Annotated in this window: 19 protein-coding genes; 2 read left to right on the top strand and 17 right to left on the bottom strand. The window is 62.0% G+C overall.

What is annotated here, in order from left to right; translation table 11 throughout:
- Positions 1-15: 15 nt before the first annotated feature.
- The 17 genes from AC3YUO_RS02060 to AC3YUO_RS02140 all read right to left on the bottom strand — a co-directional run bounded on the left by AC3YUO_RS02060 (position 16) and on the right by AC3YUO_RS02140 (position 21,488).
- Positions 16-1,065, bottom strand: coding sequence for a flagellar hook-basal body complex protein (locus tag AC3YUO_RS02060; RefSeq protein ID WP_489961375.1), 1,050 nt, complete (start codon positions 1,063-1,065; stop codon positions 16-18).
- Between the two features lie 110 nt (positions 1,066-1,175).
- A complete protein-coding gene (locus tag AC3YUO_RS02065; protein WP_489961376.1) occupies positions 1,176-1,562 on the bottom strand; it encodes a TIGR02530 family flagellar biosynthesis protein in 387 nt (128 codons plus the stop codon).
- A 27-nt stretch (positions 1,563-1,589) separates the two neighbouring features.
- Positions 1,590-2,168, bottom strand: a complete 579-nt coding sequence (locus AC3YUO_RS02070; RefSeq protein ID WP_489961377.1) for a flagellar hook assembly protein FlgD — start codon at positions 2,166-2,168, stop codon at positions 1,590-1,592.
- A 27-nt stretch (positions 2,169-2,195) separates the two neighbouring features.
- Positions 2,196-3,347, bottom strand: a complete 1,152-nt coding sequence (locus AC3YUO_RS02075) for a flagellar hook-length control protein FliK (protein WP_489961378.1) — start codon at positions 3,345-3,347, stop codon at positions 2,196-2,198.
- Between the two features lie 40 nt (positions 3,348-3,387).
- Positions 3,388-3,837 (bottom strand): flagellar export protein FliJ, encoded by a 450-nt coding sequence (gene fliJ, locus AC3YUO_RS02080; protein ID WP_489961379.1) that lies wholly within the window; start codon positions 3,835-3,837, stop codon positions 3,388-3,390.
- Between the two features lie 14 nt (positions 3,838-3,851).
- Complete coding sequence (locus tag AC3YUO_RS02085; RefSeq protein ID WP_489961380.1) at positions 3,852-5,153, bottom strand: FliI/YscN family ATPase; 1,302 nt, start codon at positions 5,151-5,153, stop codon at positions 3,852-3,854.
- 15 nt (positions 5,154-5,168) lie between these two features.
- Positions 5,169-6,008: a FliH/SctL family protein gene (locus AC3YUO_RS02090; RefSeq protein WP_489961381.1), complete on the bottom strand. Its 840-nt coding sequence runs from the start codon at positions 6,006-6,008 to the stop codon at positions 5,169-5,171.
- Positions 6,001-7,071 carry a flagellar motor switch protein FliG gene (gene fliG, locus AC3YUO_RS02095; protein WP_489961382.1) on the bottom strand — a complete coding sequence of 357 codons (1,071 nt, stop codon included), beginning with the start codon at positions 7,069-7,071 and terminating at the stop codon, positions 6,001-6,003. Before fliG ends, AC3YUO_RS02090 begins: the two co-directional genes overlap by 8 nt.
- Positions 7,068-8,666, bottom strand: a complete 1,599-nt coding sequence (gene fliF / locus AC3YUO_RS02100; RefSeq protein WP_489961383.1) for a flagellar basal-body MS-ring/collar protein FliF — start codon at positions 8,664-8,666, stop codon at positions 7,068-7,070. The genes fliG and fliF overlap by 4 nt, the downstream gene beginning before the upstream one ends.
- Positions 8,667-8,698: 32 nt before the next feature.
- A complete protein-coding gene (gene fliE / locus AC3YUO_RS02105; RefSeq protein ID WP_489961384.1) occupies positions 8,699-9,010 on the bottom strand; it encodes a flagellar hook-basal body complex protein FliE in 312 nt (103 codons plus the stop codon).
- A 48-nt stretch (positions 9,011-9,058) separates the two neighbouring features.
- Positions 9,059-9,505: a flagellar basal body rod protein FlgC gene (flgC, locus tag AC3YUO_RS02110; RefSeq protein WP_489961385.1), complete on the bottom strand. Its 447-nt coding sequence runs from the start codon at positions 9,503-9,505 to the stop codon at positions 9,059-9,061.
- 14 nt (positions 9,506-9,519) lie between these two features.
- On the bottom strand, positions 9,520-9,900 hold the full coding sequence (flgB, locus tag AC3YUO_RS02115) for a flagellar basal body rod protein FlgB (RefSeq protein ID WP_489961386.1): 381 nt from the start codon (positions 9,898-9,900) through the stop codon (positions 9,520-9,522).
- A gap of 589 nt (positions 9,901-10,489) precedes the next feature.
- Positions 10,490-14,110: an S-layer homology domain-containing protein gene (locus AC3YUO_RS02120; protein ID WP_489961387.1), complete on the bottom strand. Its 3,621-nt coding sequence runs from the start codon at positions 14,108-14,110 to the stop codon at positions 10,490-10,492.
- 86 nt (positions 14,111-14,196) lie between these two features.
- Complete coding sequence (locus AC3YUO_RS02125) at positions 14,197-19,101, bottom strand: S-layer homology domain-containing protein (protein WP_489961388.1); 4,905 nt, start codon at positions 19,099-19,101, stop codon at positions 14,197-14,199.
- 54 nt (positions 19,102-19,155) lie between these two features.
- Positions 19,156-19,731 carry a PilZ domain-containing protein gene (locus AC3YUO_RS02130; protein WP_489961389.1) on the bottom strand — a complete coding sequence of 192 codons (576 nt, stop codon included), beginning with the start codon at positions 19,729-19,731 and terminating at the stop codon, positions 19,156-19,158.
- Between the two features lie 19 nt (positions 19,732-19,750).
- On the bottom strand, positions 19,751-20,068 hold the full coding sequence (locus AC3YUO_RS02135) for an EscU/YscU/HrcU family type III secretion system export apparatus switch protein (protein ID WP_489961390.1): 318 nt from the start codon (positions 20,066-20,068) through the stop codon (positions 19,751-19,753).
- A complete protein-coding gene (locus AC3YUO_RS02140) occupies positions 20,055-21,488 on the bottom strand; it encodes a hypothetical protein (protein WP_489961391.1) in 1,434 nt (477 codons plus the stop codon). The genes AC3YUO_RS02135 and AC3YUO_RS02140 overlap by 14 nt, the downstream gene beginning before the upstream one ends.
- Before the next feature lie 149 nt (positions 21,489-21,637).
- Between AC3YUO_RS02140 and AC3YUO_RS02145 the strand changes: the two genes are divergently transcribed.
- On the top strand, positions 21,638-23,719 hold the full coding sequence (locus tag AC3YUO_RS02145) for a chemotaxis protein CheA (RefSeq protein ID WP_489961392.1): 2,082 nt from the start codon (positions 21,638-21,640) through the stop codon (positions 23,717-23,719).
- Between the two features lie 14 nt (positions 23,720-23,733).
- Complete coding sequence (locus AC3YUO_RS02150; protein WP_489961393.1) at positions 23,734-24,207, top strand: chemotaxis protein CheW; 474 nt, start codon at positions 23,734-23,736, stop codon at positions 24,205-24,207.
- The last annotated feature ends 13 nt before the right edge of the window (positions 24,208-24,220 follow it).

Raw genomic sequence — 24,220 nt, forward strand, 5'->3', positions numbered from 1 at the left:
TCGTTTCAATTCGGCTTAGCGTTTCATGTTGACCAGTTCCTCCAGCATGGAGTCGGTCACGGTAACAATGCGGGTGTTGGCCTGATAGCCGCGCTGGTAGATAATCATGTTGGAAAACTCAGTGGCCAGGTCGGTGCCGGAACCCTCCAGGAAGGAGGTCATCAGCCCCGTCTCGCTCTTGGCTAACAGCATGGTGGCGGGGTCCGGATTGTCATCCGCGGCCTTGTTGTTCAGGTAGCCGGTGACCGAGCTCTTGGGGGCGCTGAGGGTGATGCTGCCGGCGGCGTCCCCGGCGGTGTAGTAGGGGCCGTCGGTGTGGAGCACGCCGTTGGGGTTCTCCACGGTGCCCAGGGCGATGTAGCCCACCACCACCTCGTCGTTGGTGTCCTCGTTGGTGCAGATAATCTTGCCATTGGCGTCGATGGTCAGGTTAGTGTAGTTGATGTAGCCATCCACGTCCGTAGTGGCCTCCACGTTCTTGCCGTCGCCGTCCACACCTACATAGACCGCTTTGCCCACGGTGCCGGTGGCGGTGGACCGCATGGGCAGGTGGATGGGCACCAGGGCGGTGCTGGTCTTGCCTATGTCGGTACCGGCCGCGCCGTTGCCGTTGGTGGGGTCATCCTCACAGCTGGTCAAAAAGCCGTAGACCACGTTGCCCTGGCCATCGACTAAGTAGCCGTCCCGGAAGTCGAAGTCGCCCACCCGGGTGAGGGTCAGCTTGTTCAGGTCCGCGGCACCGTCAAACTCCAGCTGCTTGTTGCCCACCAGGAAGAAGCCGTCGCCCTTGATGGCACAGTCCAGAGCCCGGCCAGTGGAGTTCAGGTCGCCGCTGGTCATGTCCAGGTCGATGGTGCCCACGCTGCAGCCGTAGCCGATCTGCTGGGGATTGGTGCTGCCGGTGGTGGTAGTACCGGCAGAGCCGGCGCTGAGGGTGTTGTAGATGCTCTCTTTAAAGGTAATCCGCTGGGCCTTGTAGCCGTTGGTGTTCACGTTTGCGATGTTGTTGCCCACCACGTTCAGGGCCTGCATATGGGTTTTTAAGCCGGTAATTGCTGCGCTCATTGCGCCTGTCATAGACATAGTGTATTTGCTCCTTTTTTCCGACGGGCGCCGCCGGGAAGCCGTCATTCACACGGCCCCCAGAGCCTCCTTTCGGTCCTGCCCTCTGTGCTTCACAGGAACACGGCGCCATCAATGTTGGTAAAAATGCTGTCCTTCATTTCCGCTTCGGACAAAGCGGTAATGACACGGTTGTTGGGGACGTTGACAATAAACGCCAGACTCTGGTCCAGAGCCAGAATGTTGGTGGCACCCTTGGCTTCAGCCCGCTCCACCGAGTCGCCCAGCCGCTCCAGCAGCGTGGGAGTTACCTCGATGCCGCGCTCCTCCGCCCGGCTGAGGGCGTGCTTGGAAAAGGCCACCTGCCGCGTCTGGCTCTGCTCCAGCTGCTGCTGAAGTACGGCGCCGAAGCTGCTGCCCTCCTGCGGGCTCTGCGTCTTACGTGCCTCCGTCTGTCCGGAAAAGCCGGCCGGTCCCACCGTGTTGATTGGTCCGACCACGGAAACACCTCCTTCGTTCCAGGGCGCTCAGACCTCCGGGGTCTCCGGCGTCTCCTGCCCGTCTTCGCCGCCGGCATCGGTCCCGCCGTCCTCACCGGAATCGGGAATCTCCGGCAGAGTGCCCACGGCCATAATGCTGCTCAGGGGATACATCTCACCCTTGATAAAGATGACCGGCGTGTTCTGATAGCTTCCGGTTCCGTCCACGGTGCCTACAATCTCCTGGATGTTGCCCTCCTCGTCATAAGCACCCACGGTGACCGTCTTGCCCACCAGCGAGGCGGCATAGGTCATGGTGCTGGCGGTGGTCAGGCTGTCCAGGCTGGTCTGCACCTTGCTCATCATCTGCACCACGGACATCTGCACCATCTGGTTGAGCATGTCCGAGGTATCGGCCGCGTTGTCAATGGTCTGATTCTGCAGCTGCTGGACCATCAGCTGAAGAAAATCGGTGAAGTCCAAACCGAAGGCATCGTCGGAGTCACTGACGTTATAGCCCCAGCTCTCCACCTCATCCACGGTAGGGCTGCTGCTCTTTGCGGCGGAATAGGTGTTGGCCGTCTGAAGGGTATCCAGAGAAAGGGGCATAAAATCGCTGCTTGTCATGCTGTTCACCTCCTGCTCCCGCGCCGCTTACACGGCCTCCTCATCCATCTGCACCAGTCCGAGACGGAGCTGATGGAGGAAGGATTCCGACTCCTGGCGTGGGGCGTGCTGTTGCTGCTGTTGCTGGGACTGCTGTTGGCGGCCGCCGTCCTGATCCGGCTGCTGCCAGGGGGACTCGTTCTGCTGGGGCTGAGGCACCTCAATCCGCACCTCGCCGCGGCTGCTGTCCTGGAGCATCAGGCTCAGGGCTGACGCGTGGTCGCTGAGCAGTCTGGCGGTCTGCTCCGTCTCAGCCCGCAGCACCACGTGAAGGGCGCCCTCCGGGCTTCGGGTGAATTCCGCCACCACAGTGCCCAGGTTGGCCGGGCTCAGCTTTATCTCCAGGTACTGCTCTCCCTGGTCCACGGCGTTTTTCAGCGCATCGCCCAGCGCGGTCTGCACCTCCCGGGCCGGGGCGGTCATATCCACCTCCGCGTCCCCTACCCGCACCGGCGTGGCCTCCACGTCCCCAAACAGCGGGGTCTGCCAGTGGTTTACCACCACCGTGTCAGGGGTCTGGGTTTCATCCTGCTTGGGCGCGGACTGGGTCAGGTCCTGGGTCAGATCCTCCTGCGCTCCACTCTGGGAGGCATCGGTCTGGACTGCGGCCCCCTTTTCCTGGACAGCAACACTCTGGACAGCCGCTGCGGTGGTCTGAGGCTGCTGGACGGTCTGGGGCTCCTGCTGGACCTGAGACAGTCCCTCGCCTTTGCCCTCTGCCGGGGACTGAGCGGTCTGGACCGTCTGCATATTTGTCACCGCAGGCACTTCCATGGTAACCGCGGAAATCACAGGGGTTTCGGCGGAACCGGTCTGCTCCACAAAGTCAGCCGGAACGGCCACCAGATTGCTGAGTGCCATGGGCGCAGCCGCGGCCGCCGCCACTGCAAGCTCTCCGTTCTGGGGCTCCGTGTCCGGCTTTTCCGTGGTCGTCACCGTCTGCTCGTCCTTGGTGTCCTTCCCATTTGCGGTCTTGTCCCCGGTCTGGGTCAGGTCCTCCCGGCGCTGGGCCAGCAGGTCCTGGAAGCTTGTCCCCTGGCTCTGGCTGTCCGCGCCAGTCTGGCCCGCGCTCTGGGAAAGCTCCGGCACCTGCCAGCTGCTCTGCAGGGTCATTTGAAGCAGCATGTCTGTCATATACATTCTCTTCTCACCTCCTTTCAATGGTTCTGTGGTTCTGTGCTCAGGCTCCGCTCCGCACTGCCCACTCCGCGGAAACCAATTCATCAATAAAGCGCTCGTCGCTCTTTTGTACTTCCTTCCGGTAGGCGTCCTGCTGTTTTTCCTTCAGCCGCTCCAGAACCGCGGCATCCATGTGGGCCTGGAGCACCCGCTTCCGCTTCTCCTCCGCCTCCTGACGGAGGGTCTGGAGGCTCTTCATCTCCCGGGCAATCTCCAGCTCCAGCACCCGAAGGCCGCTTTCAAAGCCCATGGCATCGGCGGCGGTCATACCTGCGGCCGCCTCCTCCCGGAAGCGCCGGTTGAGCGCCTGGTACCGGGCCTGGGCATCCTCCACCCGGTCCTGCTGCTCCCGGACCCGCTGCAGCGCCTTGGCATATTCGTTTTGCTGTCCCTCCAGCACCTGCTGGCGGTAGCCCAGAACTCCGTCCAGGCCAAACCGAAACTGTTTCACGGCCCTCATCTCCTTTACAGCAGCTGATTCATCAGCTCCAGATCCTGTTCGTAGGTGAAGCCCTCCTGGACGCCCTGCATGAGGAACTCCTGAATGCCATCAATCCGGCTCAGTGCGTAGTCCAGCTTGGGGTTGGTCCCCGCCTTGTAGGCGCCGATGGACACCAGGTCCGCATTCTTCTCATAGACACCCATCACGTCCCGGATGCGGGCGGCCATCTGCCGGTGCTCCGGGGAGACAATGTCGTTCATCAGACGGGAGATGCTGGCGCTTACGTCGATGGCCGGGAAGTGGTTGCTGTTGGCCAGCTGACGGGAGAGCACGATGTGCCCGTCCAGAATGCCTCGGACGGTGTCTGCAATGGGCTCGTTGGTGTCGTCGCCCTCCACCAGCACGGTGTAGACCCCGGTGATGGAGCCCCGCTGGAAATTTCCGCTGCGCTCCAGCAGCTTGGGCAGCTCCGAGTAGATGGAGGGGGTATAGCCCCGGGCCACCGGCGGCTCGCCCACTGCAAGGCCAATCTCCCGCTGGGCCATGGCAAACCGGGTCAGGGAGTCCATCATCAGCAGCACGTCGTACCCCTGGTCCCGGAAGTACTCCGCCACTCCCGTGGCCACCGAGGGGCACCGCTTGCGCAGCATGGCGGGCTGGTCTGAGGTGGCCACCACCAGGACCGACCGGCTCATGCCCTCCGGTCCCAGGTCCTTCTCCATGAACTCCAGTACCTCGCGGCCACGCTCGCCCACCAGGGCGATGACGTTGATGTCCGCCTTCACGTGCTTGGCAATCATGCCCATCAGGGTACTCTTGCCCACGCCGGAGCCGGCGAAGATTCCGATTCTCTGTCCCTTGCCCACGGTGAGCATGCCGTCGATGGCTTTGATGCCGAACTCCAGCCGCTCCCGGATGGGGGGCCGGGCCATGGGGTTTATGTAGGAGCTGCCGTCCACACAGAAGGACGTGCCGCTGGGGAAGGGGCCCTTCCCGTCAATGGGCTGACCCAGGGCGTTGATAACCCGCCCTTTCAGGAAGGGACCCATGTTGAGGCTCAGCCGCCGGCCGGTGTTGCGCACAAAATTGCCGGCGGAAATGCCGCTCATGTCGGAGTAGGGCATGAGCAGAATGCGGTCATTCTTGAAGCCAACCACCTCGGCCATCACCTGGCCGCCGGACTCCCCGTTGTAGATGCGGCAGATGTCGCCCACGGCCGCCCGGCCGCCGGAGGCCTCGATGGACATGCCCACGATGTTTTCAATTTTCCCGGTGTAGCTGACGGTCTGTGCCTGCTGCACCCGCTGAATCATCTCTTCAAACAAGGCCTCCGCCTCCTCTCAGCCTCCGCGGAGAATATCTTTCAAATTGTCCAGTTGGGTGGACGCGCTGGCGTCGATGATCTCATCGGGCATCTCGATGATGCAGGTGCCCGACTCATCGTCGGCCATGGGAATGAGCTTGATGTGGTCGGACAGTCCGGCCAGGGAAGCGGTCAGCTCAGGTGCAATCTGGGCCAGCTCCTTGCTGTCGCAGCCGCCGATGTAAATCCGCACCCACTCCCGGCGCCGCAGCCGCTCGGTGGCCATCTGGACCATGCGCAATATGACCTCCCGGCTGCTTTTCAGGCTGACGTGAATCACCTTTTCCGCCACCGCAATGCTCAAATCACACAGCTCGTCCTGGGCCCGGTCCAGCAGCTCCTCCCGGGCCTGGTCGGCCCGCTCCAGAAACTCCTTTACCTGCCCGGCCTGCTGCTGCAGCTGCTCGTCCAGCTTGGTCCGGCTCTCCGTCTGGGCCTTGATGAGCCCGTCGGCATAGCCCTGGCGGAAGCCCTCCTCCCGGGCCTCCTCCTTCAGGCGCTGAGCCTCCTCGGCGGCCTGGCGGCGGTACTCCTCCAGCATCTCCTCCCCCTGGCGCTTGGCCTGGGCCATGATGGCCTCGGACTGCACCCGGGCGTAGGAGAACATGGCCGCCGCCCCCTGGCCGGGATCGGGACCCGGCTGCTCGCCGTTGTCCTCTGTCTCTCCGGCAGGGGGCTCCTCCGGAGCGGCGGAGGCGGCTGTCTCCTCCGGCTCGTCGGGTAAAACGGGGTCCTCCTCCACCGGTATCTCCTCGGCCGGAGGGAAGGAATAGGCCTGCGCCTGGGGCCAGAGAAAGTTCTTAAAGATGTTAGGCAATGATATCGTCCTTTCCGCCCTTGAGGATAATCAGCTCGTTCTTCTCCTCCAGGTCCCGGATCACGCCCACAATACGCTGCTGGGCCGCCTCCACATCCCGGATCCGCACGTTGACGGTGACCTCCAGGTCGTCCCGGATGCTCTGGGCCATACGGGTGGACACATTGGCAAAGATCTTGTTTGCCACCTCGCTGTTGGCGCCCTTGAGGGCAAGCACCAGATCCTTGGGGTCGCAGTCCCGGACGAAGCGCTGCACCGACCGGTCGTCCATGGTGACAATATCCTCGAAGACAAACATCCGCTTGCGAATCTCGTCGGCCAGGTCTGCGTTGTAGGTGGACAGGCGGTCGAAAATGCTCTTTTCGCTGGCCCGGTCCAGATTGTTCATCACGTCGGCCACATAGTCCACGCCGCCCACCTTCACGTTGTTGGTGGTCATGATGCTGGAGAAGCTCTTCTCCATCTCCGCCTCGATGATCTTCACCGCCGCGGGGGAGGCACTCTCCATGTTGGCGATGCTCTCCACTACCTTCACCTGGCGCTCCGGGTCCAGCTCGTCAATGACGGCGGCCGATTTCTCCGGGTCCACGTAGGACAGCACCAGGGCGATGGTCTGGGGACGCTCATGCTGGAGGGCAGCGTACAGGGACTTCTCGTCCGCCTTATTGAGGAAGGAAAACTCCCGGTTTTTCAGGGACTTGGTCACCTTGTCCAGCAGCATACTGGCGGTCTGGGCTCCGAAGGCCCGCTCCAGAACGGCCCGGGCGTACTCCAGGCCGCCCTCGGTCACCGCCTTGTTGGTCATGCACATCTGGTAGTACTCGTTGAGCACATTCTCGGTGGTGGCCGCGTCCACATAGCCCAGCTTGGCCACCTCCAGGGTGATCTGCTCCACGTCCTCGGGGTCCATGTACTGGTACAGCTGTGAGGCCTTTTCCGTGCCCAGCGAAATGATGACGGCCGCCGCCTTCTGCTGGCGGGTCAGCTCCTTCTTGGGCTGGGTTGATACCGGCTTGGTCGGGGCGGCCGTTCCCTGGACCGGAGCCGCTGCCGTTTCACTCATGTTGTCCGTTCACCCTCCCGAAGCCAATTTTTTACCATCTGGGCTGCAATCTCAGGATTTTCCTCCGCAAACTTCCGGACATCCTGCCGCAGCTCCATGCTTTTCTCCGTCTGCATCTCCAGGATATCCGCCTGCTGGGGCACTGCGGCCTCCACCGGCTGGGGCATGCTCACAGGGGCGGCCGCCTGGGCCACGCTGCCGCGCTTCTTGGCCCGGATCCGGTGGATCAGCAGCATCAGCAGCATCAGCACCAAAAACAGCGCTCCGCCGCCGATGGCTGCGTACAGCACCCACTGGGGCACGTTCGCCGGCGTGGGGATAACCTGGGTGTCCTGTTCCTCATAGAAGGGCGCCACCAGGATAGAAATCTTGTCCTGCTGGTCGGCGGAAGAAATGCCCGCCGCCCGGGCTACGTGGGCGTACAGGCTCTGCTCATCCACACTTCCGGCCGCCGCCTGGTTGACGGTGACCGAGACCATCACGTCGCTGATGTAGCCGGCCACATGCTCCACCTGCTGCTTTTCCGTGTCCACCAGGCGGTCGGTCTGGCCGGAGCTGGTGATCGCCTGTTCATCGCCGTTGGGCTGGACCTGCTCCTGCACGTAGGTATTGAGGTCGGAGTTGGACTCCGTGCCCGCCACGCCGCCGGTGGTATCTCCGTCGCCCCGGACAATCTCGTCATCCCAAATCTGGGAGCCGATGATGCCGTCGTCCTCCCCCTGGGCCCAGTCCTCCAGGGAGTAGTCGGTGGAGTCGGTGTAGGTCCGGTCCACATCCACCACGGTGTTCACGCTCACCTGCACGTTCTCCTCTCCGAAGAGGGGCGTCAGCGCCTGCATGACCCGGGTGCGGATGTTGTTGTTGCACTGCTCCTCCAGCTTCAGCTTCAGGGCCGAGGCATCCTCCAGGTCGGTAAAATCGTCCCCGGCGGTGTAGCTGTTGCCGTAGGTGTCCTCAATGACCACATTCTCCACGTTCAGCCCCTGCATGCCGTGGCTGACCAGATTGCGGATGGCGTTCACCTGACCGTCGCTCAGCGCCTTTCCATCCTCCATGGTCACCTGCACCGCAGCGGTGGCGTCCACCTCATTTCCGCTGTCCAGCACATAGGTGTGGTCCTGGCCGGGCGTGAGCAGCACCTGAGCGGACTCCACGCCCTCCATGTTGCAGATGACAGCGGCCATGTAGTCCTGAAGGTCGTAGAGCACCAGCTGGTTGCGCTCCGCCTCGGTGGTCAGGCTGCCCACATTGTCCAGATAGGTGGAGTAGTTGTAGCTGCCCGAGGGATAGCCGGCCACCAGAACCTTGGCCATCAGAGACGCCTTCTGGCTCTCAGGAACCAGAATGGAATCCTCCTCCACCCGGTATTCTGTAATGCTGTTTTCGGAGAAATAGGCCAAAATGGCGGACATGTCTGTCTGATTCAAATCAGAAAACAGGGTGGTGTAGGGCTGGTTGCTCGCCACCACAAAAAGCACCGCCAGCAGCACCAGGACTGCCAGCACACCGCCTCCCAAAAAACCTTTCGTCTTCCGGGAGGTGGCCTTCCACCGCTGCCGGAGATCGGCAGCAGTCTTTTTCACTTTATCTCCCATAACAAACCTCCAGGACCTGGTGTCTCAGTTTTTTATAGGCTGATGCGCATCAATTCGCTGTACGCATCCAGCGCCCGGTCCCGCATCTGCACCAAAAGCTCAGTGGCAACGGACGCCTGGGTGGCAGCAATGGTGGCCTCCGCCGGATTGTCCAGCTGACCGGTGACCAGTCCGTAATAGGCCTCGTTTTTGGCCGCGTCGGTCTCCTTCACATTGTCCACCATGGACTGAAAAATCTGCGTAAACATTGAGGTCTGGCCGTCCTGGCCGCTGATACCGGCCGTCGTCTGGGCCGCGGCAGCCTTCAGCGGCTGGATGGGGGTTATGGTTTGAACGCTTGACATCTCATATTTCCTCTTTTCTCCGCCGGTCCTCTTGGCCCGGCGCCCGGATTATTTCCCAATTTCCAGCCCTTTGGCCGTCACCTGCTTGAGCACGTTAAAGGCGGTGACGTTGGCGGAGTAAGCCTGGGAAGCGGCCATGGCATCCGCAATTTCCTTGACCAAATCCACGTTGGGCATTTCCACATAGCCCTCGGCGTTGGCATCGGGGTTGGTGGGGTCGTAGACCAGCTTGAAATCGGAGGGGTCCTCCACAATCTGGGCCACCTGCACGCCGCCCTGCGCCGGCTGCTCGCCCCGCGCCCGGGCCAGCGCCTGCTGGAAGGGCGTCTGGCTGTCCTGGGCCTGAAGCACAACCATCTTCCGCCGGTAGGGGCCGTTGCCCCCCTCGGTGCGGGTGGTGTTCTGATTGGTAATGTTCTCAGAAATCACATCCAGGCGCAGCTGCTGGGCCGTCAGGCCGGAGCCCACCACGTTCATGGAACTTAAAAAGGCCATCTCTTATGCCTCCCTTATCCCTGGATCGCCGTGCGGAGCAGGGAAAAATCGCTGTTGATGGCGTCCATCACATACTGCATCTGATAGCCGTTGCGCGACAGCTCCACCATCTGCTCTGTGACGTTCACGCCGTTGCCGTCCAGCCGGGTGCTCTCAGCTGCCTGGTGCACCGCCACAGGCGTCTCCTCAATGGCGGAGCGCATCGCCTTGGCGGAACCGCTCTTGCCGGCCGACGCCACAGCCTGCTGCAGCGACTCCTCGAAGGTGGCGTATTTGGTCTGGTAATTGGGGGTCTCCACATTGGCGATGTTATCCAAAATACAGCTCTGTTTGGTCCACAAAAAGTCCATCGACCGCTGCAGCATCAGCGCGGTATTGCTCGACAGAAAGTCCATTTTTTGCGCTCCTTTTTCGCCCTGTTTTATTTCAAATATTAAGCACAAATACACAAAGGCCCGTAACTCGGGCCTTTGTATAATTATCACAAAACCGCTTAATATGCGAATTATGTGATGTTTTTCGACACATTTCAAGCTTCTTGATTGTAACGCGAAACCTTAAATTTTACAAGAGTAAATGTATTATGTTACCGCGTACATCCCGCGTTTTGCCGACCATTTACCTTAAATTAACCTTTAATTGTTCATTTTTCCCAGCAATTTGAAAAATGGTATTTTTTCCCTTCTGAAATGCACCTATGTTTAGAATTTCCAGGCATTTTAGTCCTTTTTAAGCTTTTAAGGGTTTGTCAGTGCCGCGCTGTTCCCCCACGATTTTGCCGGTTCTCTTTTCCTCTCAAGTCCCAACATTGACCAGATCTTCTGTCATTCTCCTTCTTTTTTCTGTGTATTCCTCCGAAATTACTATTATTTCAAACACACCGCTCAGCGCCGCACAGTTCTTGGAAAAAATTGGACTGTTTTCCACATAAAACAAGGCCGGAACGCTCATCTGCGCTCCGGCCTCATTGCCGCAATTCTCTTCTTAAAGTGTCAGGGTTCTGGCCAGAACCACTGCCATTTCCGCCCGGGTCATGGTCTGCCCCGGCAGGAGCCGCCCCTTGTCGTCACCGGAAAGCAGTCCGTTCTGAACCAGTACCGACATGGGGCCTCTGGCGTAGGCGGACACGCTCTGCCAGTCGGAGAATCCGTACAGGGCGCTCTCATTGGGAGAGCCGATGCTCCAGCCCGAGGCCCGCATGGCCTGGTAGAGCATGGCGGCTGCCGCCTCCCGGGTAACAGCTTCATTGGGATGGAAGGTGCCATCGGGGTAGCCCGACACCACCCCCAGGGCATAGCCCCGCTGGATGGCCTGGGCATAGTAGGCGCTGTCCGGCACATCAGAGAAGGCGTGCCCGCTGGCACTGGGGAAGCCGAAAGCCTGGTCCAGCATCACCAGGAAGTTGCCCCGGGTAATGGGGTCACTGGGGGAATACTTCCCCGAGCCGGTCCCGCTGACCACCTTGTTCTCATACAGGAAGTCCACCGCCGCCGTGGCCCAGCCGTAGCTGCCCATATCGGTAAAGTAATTGGAGGTGGTATTGGGGGTCACCTGGATGCGCACCGTTCCCTGGTAGGTATCCCCTTTGGAATCGGTGGCCGTGTAGGTCAGGGAGACGGTGCCCTGATAGCCCACCCAGGGGACAAAGGACACTTCGGAGAGGCTGGGGGAGGCAGAGGGGTAATACAGCGTCCCGGTGCGCACCTCGCTGCTGGCGGACTGAACCCCGCCGTAGCGGTAGTAGAGCCGTCCGCCCTGGATGGAATCCGCCCCGGTAAACTTCACCGACACCAGCGTCCCCCGTCCCCGCTGGGAGCAGGCCGCGGTGAAATCCGATGCCCGGAAGGTCACCGGCCGGTAAGCGGTGGAATAGGAGATGGTTCCAGCCTGTCCCTGGGTCACGGTGATGGTGGCCGTTCCGGAGAACTGCCGCCCGCCGGTGCTCCAGCCGGTAAAGGACAGGGAGAAGGTCCCCGCATAGCTGCCGTTCGGCACAAAGCTCACCTTCTCCAGGTAGGGAGAGGAGGAGCGGTAATAGCTGCGGGAGGCGGTTACCTTGCTGTCGTAGCTGCCCGAGGAGCGGTAGTTATAATACAGCGTTCCCCGTGAGGAGGCAGGCAGGGTAAAGCGCACATAATTGAGGGACTCCCCGGTGGCCAGACGGCAGTAGTCGTTGAAGTCGTCCTCGTCAAAGGTGAGTACGCTCCCGCCCGCCACCTGGTAGGTCAGGGGATCCGGGGCGCTGCTCACGTCAATCTCCACCGTGCCGGAGAAGCTCTCATCCCCGGTGCTCCAGCCGGTGAAGGGGATGGACACGGTGCCCGTATAGGACGAGGAGGCCACAAAGGTCACGTCGTCCAGGTAGGGGGAGGAGGAACGGTAATAGCTGCGGGTCTCGGAGACCTTGCTGTCATAGCTGCCGGAGGAGGTGTACTTATAATATAAGGTACCCCGGGAAGAGGCGGGCAGAGTGAAGCGCACATACCGCAGGCTGCTGCCCGTCAGCTTCACCGACAGGTCGTTGAAGTCGGCATCGTCAAAGGTGATCTTACCGCCCTGGAACACGGCGTAGTGCAGAGTGCCGCTGCCCTGAGCGGAGACGGAAATGCCCACCTCGCCGTAGAAACGGTTGTCGTTGGTATCCCAGGCAGTGAAGGGAATGGACACGGTGCCGGTGTATCCCTCCTTGGCCACAAAGGTGACGCTGTCCAGATAGGGGTAGGAGGAGCGGTAGTAGTCCCGGCTCTCCGAAACCGTGGAGGAGTAGCTGCCCGAGGAGGTGTAGCCGTAGTACAGCGTCCCCTGGGAGGCGGGAGGCAGGGTAAAGCGCACCCGTTCCAGATTGTAGCCGGTCAGGTTGCGGGAGAGGCTGTTGAACTCAGCGTCGTCAAAGGTGACCCGCCCGTTTTGAGAGATGGAATAGGTGATGTCTCCCGAGGCAGCCGCCGCGGTCACCTGGATGGTCACCCGCCCCCGGTAGGAGGTTCCGTTCACATCCCAGGCAGTGTAGGGGAACACCACCTCGCCGGAGGTACCAGACGTGGGAAGAAAATACACATCCCCCAGATTTGGGCTGCCTGTGTATTTGTACTGCCCGGTGACAGACACGGCGGTACCCGGATTCTGGGCGGAGAGATAGTTATAGTAGAGGGTACCCCGGCTGCTGTCCGGCAGAGAGAAGGTGACATAGCTCAGATCCCGCCCCGTACGGTCGAGGCAGATCAGGTTGAAGTCGGCGGCACTGAACTGCACCGCCTTTCCCCCGGCGGCGGAATAGGTCACGTCCTGCTCCAGCGCCACCGAGACCTCAATGGTGCCCTGGAAAAACGCACTGCCCGAGGCATAGCCCGTGTAGTGAATGACCGCCGTTCCCTCAAAGTCCGCCTTGGGCACGAAGGTAACCTGGGCCAGGTCCAACTGTCCGGTACCGGGCGAGACATAGTAGCTCTCCCCGGTACCCACGCCCGTGCCCGTGTCCCCTTCCGAGGCGTAACGGTAATAGAGGGTGCCCTGGCTGGTGTCCACCGACAGGCCGCTGACATAGCTCAGGCTCTGGCGCAGCACCGAGGTACTCTCAGCCTTCAGATCCGACACCAGTGTGGAGAAGCTCAGCGGGCTTCCGGTCTTGGCCGAAGCATGAATGACGTCGGCGGTGGCCTTTTCCACCGTAATGGTGACGCTGTCGGTGTAGGAGGTGCCGCTCACCTTCACCGTGACGGTGGCCGTTCCCTCCGCCACGGCGTAGAGATAGCCTCTGTCCACCTTGATAATATCCGTTTTGTCACTGGCCCAGACAACGTCCCGGCCCTCCAGGGCTTCTCCGTAGATTTTGCACTCCAGGGAGAAGTTGTCCCCTACCCGCAGGCCGTCCCCGGTGAGGGTCTGCTTCTGGTCCTTGTCCAGCAGCACACCCTGGACCGTCACCGTGCAGCTGTCCTGCAATCCGGTATCACTGGTGGCCGTAACGGTGGTCTCGCCGGTGGCCACGGCGGTCACCAGGCCGGAGTCGCTGACGGTGGCCACGCTCTTGTCCCCGCTGGACCAGGCCACGCTGGAGCTGACCCCCGCAGGGGTCACCCGGGCGGTGAGCTGGCCGGTGTGGTTGAGGGCGGTCTCCGTGGGGGAGAGCTCCAGCGTCTCAGGGGTCACCATCACACCCTCGGGCTCGTCGGGAATGACCGTCACCTGGCAGGAGGCCGTCTGCCCCACCGCCGCGTCCTTGGGCGTTACCGTGACGGAGACAACAATGGGGTCGTCCTCCTCATCGGTATCCGCCAGCTTCAGCGCCTTCACCACCGCAGTCAGACTGCCGCTGTCCGGCGTTACACTCACCTCATCCCGGTCCTTCTCCACTGCCCAGGCGGCAGTATAGCCCTCTGGCAGTGTGGTGGTCGTGCTGCCGTCGGACATATGAAGGGTGGCGGTAAGCGTGGGGGACTGCCCCACGGTCAGGGTCAGTGTCTCCTGGCTGAGCGTCACGCGCTCCAGGGTGACGCCGCCCTCCGCCTCCCCCGGCTCCGCCGCCAGCGCGGCCGGAACCAGAGACAGCAGCAGCGCCAGGGTCAGCACCAGGGACAGCAGGCGGCTTCTCATGGTGTAATTCATCCAATATTCCTCCTTCTGAGGCAATAAACGGAGAGGGCGGGCAGGGACTGCCCGCCCTCTCTTCTGTGATTGCATTGCGTCTCTCGTTATCCCTGCAGCTGGAACTGCACCACCGAGCTGTTGGGGATGTTTCCGATGGGCGCCTCCACAAGCTTGAAGGTCAGGCTGCCCATGCTGTTGCTGTACTGATCGCTGATGGAGCTGTCGGAGAAGAAGGTAATGGTATCTCCGATGGAGATCTTATCAAAGGTCAGTGTAAAGGAATTGGAGGCGCGCTTTACCTCGTTCACATAGCCCAGGCTGTTCTTGCTGATACTGGTGGCCAGCACGTCAATGAGGCGCACGGCGCTCTTCTGCTCCTCCGCGCTCAGCGTGGTGTTGGTCTGCCACACAGCCATGGGGGTCTGCTCCAGGCCGCTGGACGTCTTCACCAGCTGGTAAATGGGCTCGTCAAAGGTGATGGTCACCCTGCCGGAGTACACCGGATTGGCTATGCCGGAGGTGTTGGTAATCACCGTATCCACCGTCTTGAAGGTGGGCGGCGTCTGGTCAGGCAGGAACACTCCGTTGACGCCGGAGAAGGAGGTCTCAGAGCCCAGGGGGCTGTACGCCATGGCCAGACAGTAGTAGATAGTGTCGCCGGTCATGTTGGCGGTAAAGTTCTTGGAGTCGGTGTAGTTGTTGGCCTGGCTCAGCGTCAGCCCGCCGCGGGTGGAGGCCTGGCTGCCCTGGCCGGAGTTGCCGCTGATAAAGTTGGCTACGCTCTCCCGGATGCTGGCGTTTGCGAAGGTATCAAACACGCTGTACCCCTCGGAGCCGTACTTGGTGCACAGCGCCCAGATGATGGTCCGGTCGGTGTCGCTGCCCAGCGTCTTCTTGTAGGCCTCCCACTCCTGGTTGGTGGCGCTTCCCGCGTCGGTAGCCACGTATTTGTCAAAGCCGTTGGAGGTGCGCCAGGCACTGGGGATCTGGTTGTTGGCCACCAGGGCATAGGTCAGATCCGCGGAGATATCCGTCTCAAAGTGGACCGAGGGGGGATCCGCCTCCAGGCTGATCACCGGCTTATTGACCGCGGTGGTCTCAAAGCGGTATGCCAGCACCGAGGAGTAGGTCTGGGAGGTACCCTGAAGGACAAAGTAGGCGATGTACCGGGTCTCAGGCTGCAGGCCCTGCACCAGCTCCTCGATGGTGCTGGCCCCTCCGGACAGGGTTCCGTACTTGATCTTGCCGCTGCGGTAGTTGCTGCTGGCGTTGACAATGTTCAGATAGTCCGGGTCGGTGAGGGTGGGCAGCGGAGGATTGGGCTTGCCCGCACTGTCAGTGGCTTTTCCGCTGTCGGGGAGATAGGTCTCCCAGTTTTGGATGCCCGTCTCGTTGTTGCCGTAGGAATGGCCCTCAGTATCCTTGGTACCGATATCGCCCAGCGGGGCAATCACATAGTAGATGGTGCCGTTCCGGTCCAGCTGCAGGGACATGTTCACCGCCGAGTCTCCCGCCTCAAACAGGGGGTAATCCCCCACGAAGGTGGGCGCCTGCTGGTCGGTGAACTGCTTGCGCAGGGAGAACTCCTTGGGCTGGCCGATGTCGGTCACGCCGTCCTCCTTCTGGGCCGTGGTCCAGCTGCTCTCCGTCACGTCCATGGACAGGGTGCCCAGGCCGTTGTTGCCGCCCGCCGCCATGTAAATCTTCATGTTGATGCGCTGGCTCCAGGTGTTCCGGTCGGAGAGGCCGGCCACCTTGGTGAAGGCAATGGCGTACTCGTAGGACACATTGGGAGACAGCTGGTTGAGGGGGTTGAAATCCGGGTTGTTGGTCCCGTTCTGCAGGAAGTTCCGGGTCAGGCTGGTGCCCAGATAGCCCTGGGCGCTGTCCGGCACATCAATTTTGCCGGTGCCCACCTTCTTCCAGGTCCCGCTCTCACTGCCGCCCGTCTGCCGGGCATAGAGGGTGAACTCCACGCTGGTGTCCGACCAGATGAGCATGTCCCAGTCGATGGAGGCGTCCACCTTGTCGGTGGAGACCGGGGTGAGCCGCCAGCTCAAATCGGTGGTGACCGGGCTGCCGTCCACCTGGATGCTGGTCTCGTTGAGCGCCGACAGATTCACCAGGGCAAAGACAGTGGTGAAGGGATCCAGCTGGGTGCGGCCCATGACGTTCACCGCCGTGGAGGTATCCGCAAGGCTGTTGGCCTGGATCTCAAAGTAGTAGGTGGCGCCGCTCTTCAGATTGACGGCAGTGCCGTTGGGGAGGGTGACCACGGTCTTGCCCTCCTCCAGGGTGATCTCCGCGTAACGGTAGTCGATGACCCAGTTGCCGCTCTTCTTGTCCGCGTCGCTGGCGCTCTCAATGCGCACCGGCTGGCTGCCGGTGGGCTGCTGGTAGAGGTAGATGGCGTTGTTGAGGGCGTTGGCCAGGGCGGTGCGGGCGGCGTCCTTGTCGCTCTCGCTCTCCGCGTCGGTCACCTTCTGGTAGAGATCCGCCAGGGGCGTATAGGTGCCCACGGTCTGCACCGCCTCGCTGAACACCAGGCGCACGTCGCTCTCCGGCAGAGGGGTGCCGGTGTCGGTGCCGTTATACTTGGTGAACTCCTGGGTGACGGAGGGGGCCGTGTTGTCCAGAGTATGGATGGTCAGCTTGCCCACCGAGGCGGAGTAGTTGCCCGCCTTGTCCTGGGCCACATAGTAGAGGTCATAGGAGGCCTCCTTGTCCAGTCCGCTGAGGTTGAAGGAGACGTCCTTGTTCGCCGTCATGCTCACCTTTCCGCTCTTCAGGGCGTTCATACCCGCCATGACCTGGAGCTTGGCGGTGTCGCTGGACAGGTCCACCTCGCCGCTCTGGCCCGCCAGGGGCTTGGGGTAGGTGGTGCCCTCCTTCACGATGACCCAGTAGAGTGTGCCCGCCTCATTGAGGTTGGCGTACAGCCCCACCGAGGTCTCCTTCACGCTGTTGACGGTGGGCTCGGTGTTGAAGACCGGAGGCGTTCCGTCCACCGTGGTAAAGCTCAGCTTCTTCACCGCCGAGCTCTGGGCCCCATCCACATCGGTGAGCCACAGGTAGAGATCATAGCTGGCCAGCTCGTCCAGGGGGACGGAGTTGACCTTAAAGGTATAGGTCGTATTTTTCAGCACATCCATGGAGCCAAAGCCCAGATTTCCGGTGACTGCGTTGGCCTTGAAGTCCTGGGCGGTGGGGGCGCTGGCCCCCTTGGGCAGCACAGCGTAGTACATCCGGCAGGTCTTGGTGGCCATGGCGGTGACCTGGGCGGAGTTGTAGGTGATCTTGGACATGTAGGGATAGCCCGAGGCAAAGGCGGGCTTGGTGTTGTCCGGGGTGGTAAAGGAGATGACCTTCAGAGGGCTGCGCTTCTCCCGGGCGTCCACGAAGACGGCGGAGAGGTAGTAGGACCCGTCGGAGGTCAGACCGCTCACCTTGGCGCTTCCCACTTTTCCCGCTCCGGTCAGGTTCACCGTGCCGCTCTTCACAATCTTGGGGGCATAGGAGGAGGGATTGATGAGGTCCTCCGCCGACACGGAGCCGTCGGTGACGGCGGTCACGGCCCAGTAGACCGTCCCCTGCTTGTTGGCACTGAAGGAAGCGGTGGCGCTGTTGGGGGCCAGGTCCTCAATCTGGGGATACCCGGCATAGAGCCGGGGATCGGCGGAGGACTCCGCCGCAGCCGCGCTGTCCATATTCTGTCCGTTGATGTTGGCGGTAATGCCGGGCCGGATGGTAATCTGGTCGGGCAGCATGGACACGGTGCTGCCGTTGGCGTTGACGGTGAGGTTGGCGATGTCGCCGCTGCCGGTCACTTTGATGCCCGTATCCAGGTTCACGTTCTCCACCCGGGCGCCGGCGGCAATGTTCAGGGTGGATCCCTCCGCCGCCTCATCCACAGTGATGGTGTCCGCCTGGCCGCTGGCCAGGGACAGGGTGGACTTGGGGGTAGTGTTAATTACCTCCTTGACGTTGCCGGCCAGAGTGAGGGACAGGCCCTCCTCCCCGTCCAGGTTGATGCGGGCGATGCCGCAGCCGTCGGCGGTGTTGTCCGCCAGGTAGGTGTTGGTGCGGACAAAGGCCTCGTCAATCTGGCCGTCGCCCTCCACCTTCAGAGAGAGGAAGTGGTTGGTGGTATTATCCACAATCATACGGGGGGCGGTGACATTCCGGAGAATCACGCTGTCCGCGCCGCCCTCGCTGGCGCCGCCGCCGCTGATGACAATGTCGCCCAGCACCGTGACGTTCTCCAGGGTCACATGGCCCAGGTCCACGCCGTCCGTGATATACAGGTTTCCGCCCACCACCGTATTCCGCAGGGTGATACCCGAAGCGGTGATGGTCACGTTGCCCCATACGTTGCCCAGGGTGTAGTCCCCCGCCTTCTGCAGCGGGATGCCCAGGGCATTGACCAGCAGAATGGCGGCCTGGCCCCGGGTGAGGTTGTCCCCCGGGCCGAAGCGTCCGTCGGGGTAGCCGCTGATCACGCCGTAGCGGGCGGCGGCGGCGATGTAGCCCCGGCTCCAGTTGGCCATGCTGCGGCTGTCGGTGAAGAGGGTGTTCTCCCCCACCTCCGGCTGGAGCATCAGAATCCGGGACAGAATGACCGCCGCCTGTTCCCGGGTCACATTGCTGTTGGGGGAAAAGGTGGTGGCGGAGGTGCCCGCAATATAGCCTGCCTGGTAGGCAATGCCCACGTCCTGGGCATACCAGGCCGTGGAGGGCACGTCCCGGAAAGGGGTGGCCCCCGTCTTGGTGTAGCCGAAGGCCCGGTTAATCATGGTGGAAAATTCCGCCCGGGTGATGTAGTTGTTCTCATTGAGGTTGCCCGCAATGTCGCCCCGCATAATGCCCCACTGCACCACCTTGTCCAGGTAGGGCTGCATGTAGGAGGCGGCACCTGCCGCCGTAGTCATGGCCGCGGCCAGGACCAGCACCAGAAGTCCGGCGCAGGTCCGGCTCCGCAGCCGTTTGATGCGTTCTCTCCACCCTGTCATGTATCTCTCGTCCTTTCCATACATTCGCAATCCTTACGCCCCGGCGAACCGGGCTCAGTTTTTTCTCAGCTGCAGGCTGAATACGGCCTCCCGCACCATGCTCTCCTCCTCCCGCAGGAGGGAGACAAATTTGGCGGCGTACAGGCACTCCTCCCCCGGGCCTGTGCTGCACCGGAGGATCTCCATGTCCAGCAGCAGGGGCTGGGCGGTGACCGGAACGACCACCTGGACCCGCTCCCCCACCTCCAGCGGTCTGGGGCAGAAAAAGGCCAGTCCGCCGCAGCTGAGATCGTTGCTGACAATGGGGACCCGCCCCTTCCAGCTGCCCGACCGGGGATAGATGTAGCTGACAAAGCGCACGGGAATACGCAGATTTTTCCGCAGGGCCTGTCCCAGGGGACGCACGGGCTCCAGCACCACCACGTTGCCCTGCCGGCGGACAATCTTCCCCTCCATGGCGGGCACCGCGTCGGAATTGCCCACCAGACTGATGTAGGTGTGCTTTGCCACCTCCTCCAGATCACCGTCGTCGATGACCATCTGCCACTGGTGGCCCTGGGGGGAGTACTCCGAGGTACCGTGGGCCACAGCATTTCCTCTGCTGTCCAGAATCAAGTATTTATAGGCCATACCTGTGCTCCTTTCCCCGTTACTCCGCCTGTTCCTGGCGGGCGCGGCGGAACTTCTCCGGATCCTTGGGGTCGAAATTCAAAAAGTAGAGGTAAATATCCACCACCGCCTGATAGAGCTCCTCCGGGATCTCCCGGCCCAGCTCCATCTGGGTCAGTACAGTGGCCAGAGAGGTGTCCTCATACACCGGCACGCCGCTGTCCTCGGCCACCTCTACCATTTTTTCCGCCAGATGCCCCATGCCCGAGGCCACAATGACCGGCGCGCCGTCCCCCGGACGGTACTGCAGTGCCGCAGCCCGCTTGGCGGGGCGGGCGGCCGTTTCAGACTTTGACATTGACGCCACGCTTCCCTTCAAACAGATTTGGAAACACCTGGGTCAGCGCCAGCGGCGTCTCCAGCCTGGATACCTGAATGCTGCTTCCCGACAGCTGGTGCCGGGCCAGAATGGTCTGCATGTCCTGGGCGATGATCCCGCTGTGGCTGGACACCGCGTCCGGTCCGTAGATGTGCAGCTCCACCTGATCCTCCCGGGCCGCCAGGGTGATCTCCAGAAAGCCCAGGGACTCCAGGTCCAGCTTGAACAGGAACTGCACCTTCTCCTCTCCGCGCCCCTGCTTGTCCGGTCCGTCCTCCGCGTCCGGATCCACCCACAGCTCGGAATACATCATTTTTCCGTTCCACTCCACCGGGAACATCATGTGGTTGAGGGGCATATAGACGCTCTCATGGACCAGCAGCGAGCGCACAATCTCCGCGAAGGATTCCCTGGCCTCCTGGCCGAAGGCCCCCTTCAGCGCCTGATTGGCGGTATGGGCCAGCCCGTCGGCAAAGGTACTGTCCGCCCGGGAGAACTCGTTTTCCCGCAGCAGCTTCAAAATGGCCGCGTCGTCCAACTTGTTGAGGCCGCTGAGCAGCTCGCTGTACCCCTCCAGCTGCCGGAAGGCCTGCAGCAGCGGGCCCTCCGCTCCGTCTTCGTAGCGGGCGGTGTTCAGCACCAGCAGGTTGAGCAGGGCGCGCAGGGGACCCAGGTCGTGGGCGCGCTCCACATAGCGGCCCAGATAGGGGATGATCTCCTGCTGCAGCAGCGCCACATTCTCCTCCCTCGCCCCGGCCTGCAGGCCGTTTTCCAGCCGGGCGGTCAGCTGCTCCAGCTGGCCCCGCCAGCTCTGGGGCAGGTAGTCAGGCATCTGCTTGAGCAGGGTGAGCATGCTCTTGCCGATGTGCCCGGTGGAGGAGTAGTCGCTGTACCGGCGGGCAAACTCCAGAATGGCCTGCCGGGCATGCTCGCCGGGCAGCTGGCGGTAAGCCTGGCGCAGCAGGGAAAAGAGCGCCCCGGAGAACCGGTTGCCGCCGCGGACCTGCTCCATGAACAGCTTCCGGAAGCTCTCCTCGTCCATCTGCAGCATCTCCAGCAGCTGGGCCATCTCCTTGGCAATGCCCTCCTGCAGCCCCGGCGTGGACGCCATCCCCTTCAGCAGCAGCACGGCCTTGCTCATCACCTGAGCCAGCTCCGGCGTCTGCCTCAGCTGCTCCAGGAAGGTCTGAAAATTGGAATCATAGCGCAGCACGTCCGACTGCAGGGCGTCGTTCGCCCCCTGCTGGTCGCTGCGGCCGTCCGCCCGCCCCACCCGGGTGGGATCCGGGACGTTCTGTACCTGGGGATCGCCCGCCCGGCTGGGCGTCAGCTGGGTTCGGTTGTTGTTGGCGCTGTCATAGCCCGGGACGCGGTTTGCCGCGCCCAAAAGGTCTGCCATAGTTCCCTCCACCTCTTACCTAGACACGGGAGCCTGGGAGGGTTTCCCCCTCCGCACCCCCGGATATTTTAACAACTGCTCTTAATTTCTCGGAAATTTCGGTCGATAAACAATCAGAAGTCAAACGCCAAGGAAGGAGCGTGCCGCTTATGAGTACCGGCAGCGACAGCATTTTAGATGCCTTTTTGTATGAGACCAACACCCTGCTTGAGCAGCTGGACAGCATCGTCCTGGCCGCCGAACAGCAGGACAGCTTCTCTGAGGAGGACATCAACACCATCTTCCGAATCATGCACACCATTAAAGGCTCCTCGGCCATGATGGAATATAACTCCCTTATGACCATCGCCCACCGGGCAGAGGACCTCTTTGCCATCATCCGGGACAAGGGTATGGATGTGGTCCCGGAGCAGCTGCGGCCTGAGCTGTTTGATTTACTGTTTCAGACCATCGACTTTTTCCGGCAGGAGCTGGAGCACATTGAAAATGAACAGCCCCTCACTGAAAATATCGACACCCTGCTCCAAAAAGTTAATAGACTGATCGATGAAATTCACTCCGGCGGCCAGCAGCCCGCCCCCGAGGCCGGCGCACCCGCCGCAGCCCCGGCCGGCGTCCCCGCCGCTCCCGCCGGTTTCCCCTACGGCCTGCAGGTCTTTTTTGACGAGGGCTGCGGCATGGAGAACCTGCGGGCCTTCATGCTGGTCTCCTCGGTGAAGGACCTGTGTGCGGAGGGCGACTTCACCTACGAGCCCCAGGGGGTGGACTCCGACCCCGCCACCGCCGATCAGATTGTGGAGTCGGGCTTCCTGCTCTCCTTCCGCAACCAGGCCGACCGGGACGCCGCCATTCACGCCGTCACCGCCTCCGGCTCGGTGCGCTCCTATCAGGCGGTGGATCAGCCGGCTCCTCAGCCCGAGCCCCAGCCTGCACCTCAGGCTGCTCCTCAGCCCGCGGCCCCTGCCGCTGCTCCGGCTCCCGAGCCTAAGCCGGCCGCCAAGCCCGCGTCCAGTGCCCCCGCGGCCAAGAAGAGCGAGAGCGCCGGGTCTCACCACAAGGAGAGCCTCATCAGCGTCAACCTGAACAAGCTGGACCAGCTGGCCGCCGTGGTGGGCGAGATTGTCATCACCGAGTCCATGGTCACCGCCTCTCCCGACCTGAAGGGGCTGAAGCTGGACGCCTTCACCAAGTCGGCCCGGCAGCTGCGCAAGCTCACAGACGAGCTGCAGGACGTGTCCATGTCCCTGCGCATGGTCTCCGTGTCCGGCACCTTCCAGAAGATGAACCGCATCGTCCGGGATATGTGCAAGAAGCTGGGCAAGCAGGCCCGCCTCACCCTGGTGGGCGAGGACACCGAGGTGGACAAGACCATTGTGGACAGCATCGGCGACCCTATCATGCACATCGTCCGCAACTCCATGGACCACGGCATTGAAGAGACCGCGGAGGAGCGCATTGCCGCCGGCAAGGACCCGGTGGGTGAGATTGTCCTCTCCGCCCGGCACACCGGCAGCGAGGTCATCATTGAGATCTCCGATGACGGCCAGGGCGTCAACTACGACGCGGTGCTGAACAAGGCCATCCGCAACGGTCTGGCCCAGCCCGACACAGAGTACACCCACAAGGAAATTCTGAACTTCCTCATGGCCCCCGGCTTCTCCACCAACACCGAGGTCACCGAATATTCCGGCCGCGGCGTGGGCATGGACGTGGTGAAGAAAAACGTGGAGGAGGTGGGCGGCACCGTCTCCATCTCCAGCGAACCGGGCAAGGGCATGACCACCACTCTGAAAATTCCCCTGACCATGGCCATCATGGACGGGATGGAGGTGTCGGTGGGCGGCTCTATCTTCACCATCCCCATCCACAACATCCGCCAGTCCTTCCGGATCTCCGAGGCCGACCTGGTCCGGGACGCCTCCGGCGGCGAGATGTTCAAGTGCCTGGGCAATTTCTACCCCGTCATCCGCATGCGGGATCTGTATCAGATGGAGGGCGGCGCCACCCGGATTGACGACGGCATTCTCATCTGGCTGGAGGCCGGCGAGCACTCCTACTGCCTCTTTGTGGACGAGCTGCTGGGAGAGCAGCAGGTGGTGGTAAAGCCTCTGCCCTCCTACCTCAACCGCTTCAACATTAAAGCCAGCGGCATCGCGGGCTGCACCATTCTGGGCGACGGCAACATCAGCATCATTCTGGATGTGTCCAACCTGTTCGCCTACGCCCAGTAAAGGAGAGATGGAACATGACTCAAGAGGACGTTTTTATGCGGGACCAGGCTGACTCCGCCGGGGAGGAAGCCCCTGCGGCTCAGACGGAAAAGTACCTGCTGTTTCAGTCGGACGGACTTCTGTTCGGCGTACCGGCGGAGGCGGTGGTGGAGATCATCACCGGCCACACCGTGACCAAGCTGCCCCTGGTTCCCGGCTACATCAGCGGAATCATCAACCTCCGGGGACAGATCCTCCCCATCGTGGACATACGGCGCCTGCTGGGCGGCGAGGCCTGTCAGAGCAACTGCATGATGATTCTCCAGGCGGAGGACACCCAGGTGGGCATTCTGGTGGACCAGGTGCAGAAGATGGTGGATCTGGATGTCTCCACCCTGCTGCCCGTCCCGCCCCGCCGCTCCAACGAGCTGGTGTGCGGCATGTGCTCTCTGGAGGACGGGCAGACCATGCTGGCCTTTGACTGCGCCCGGCTTCTGGAGCACGCCTGAGGAGGCTGTCAGT

The organism is Pseudoflavonifractor sp. HNCC25GI2, from assembly GCF_058136395.1.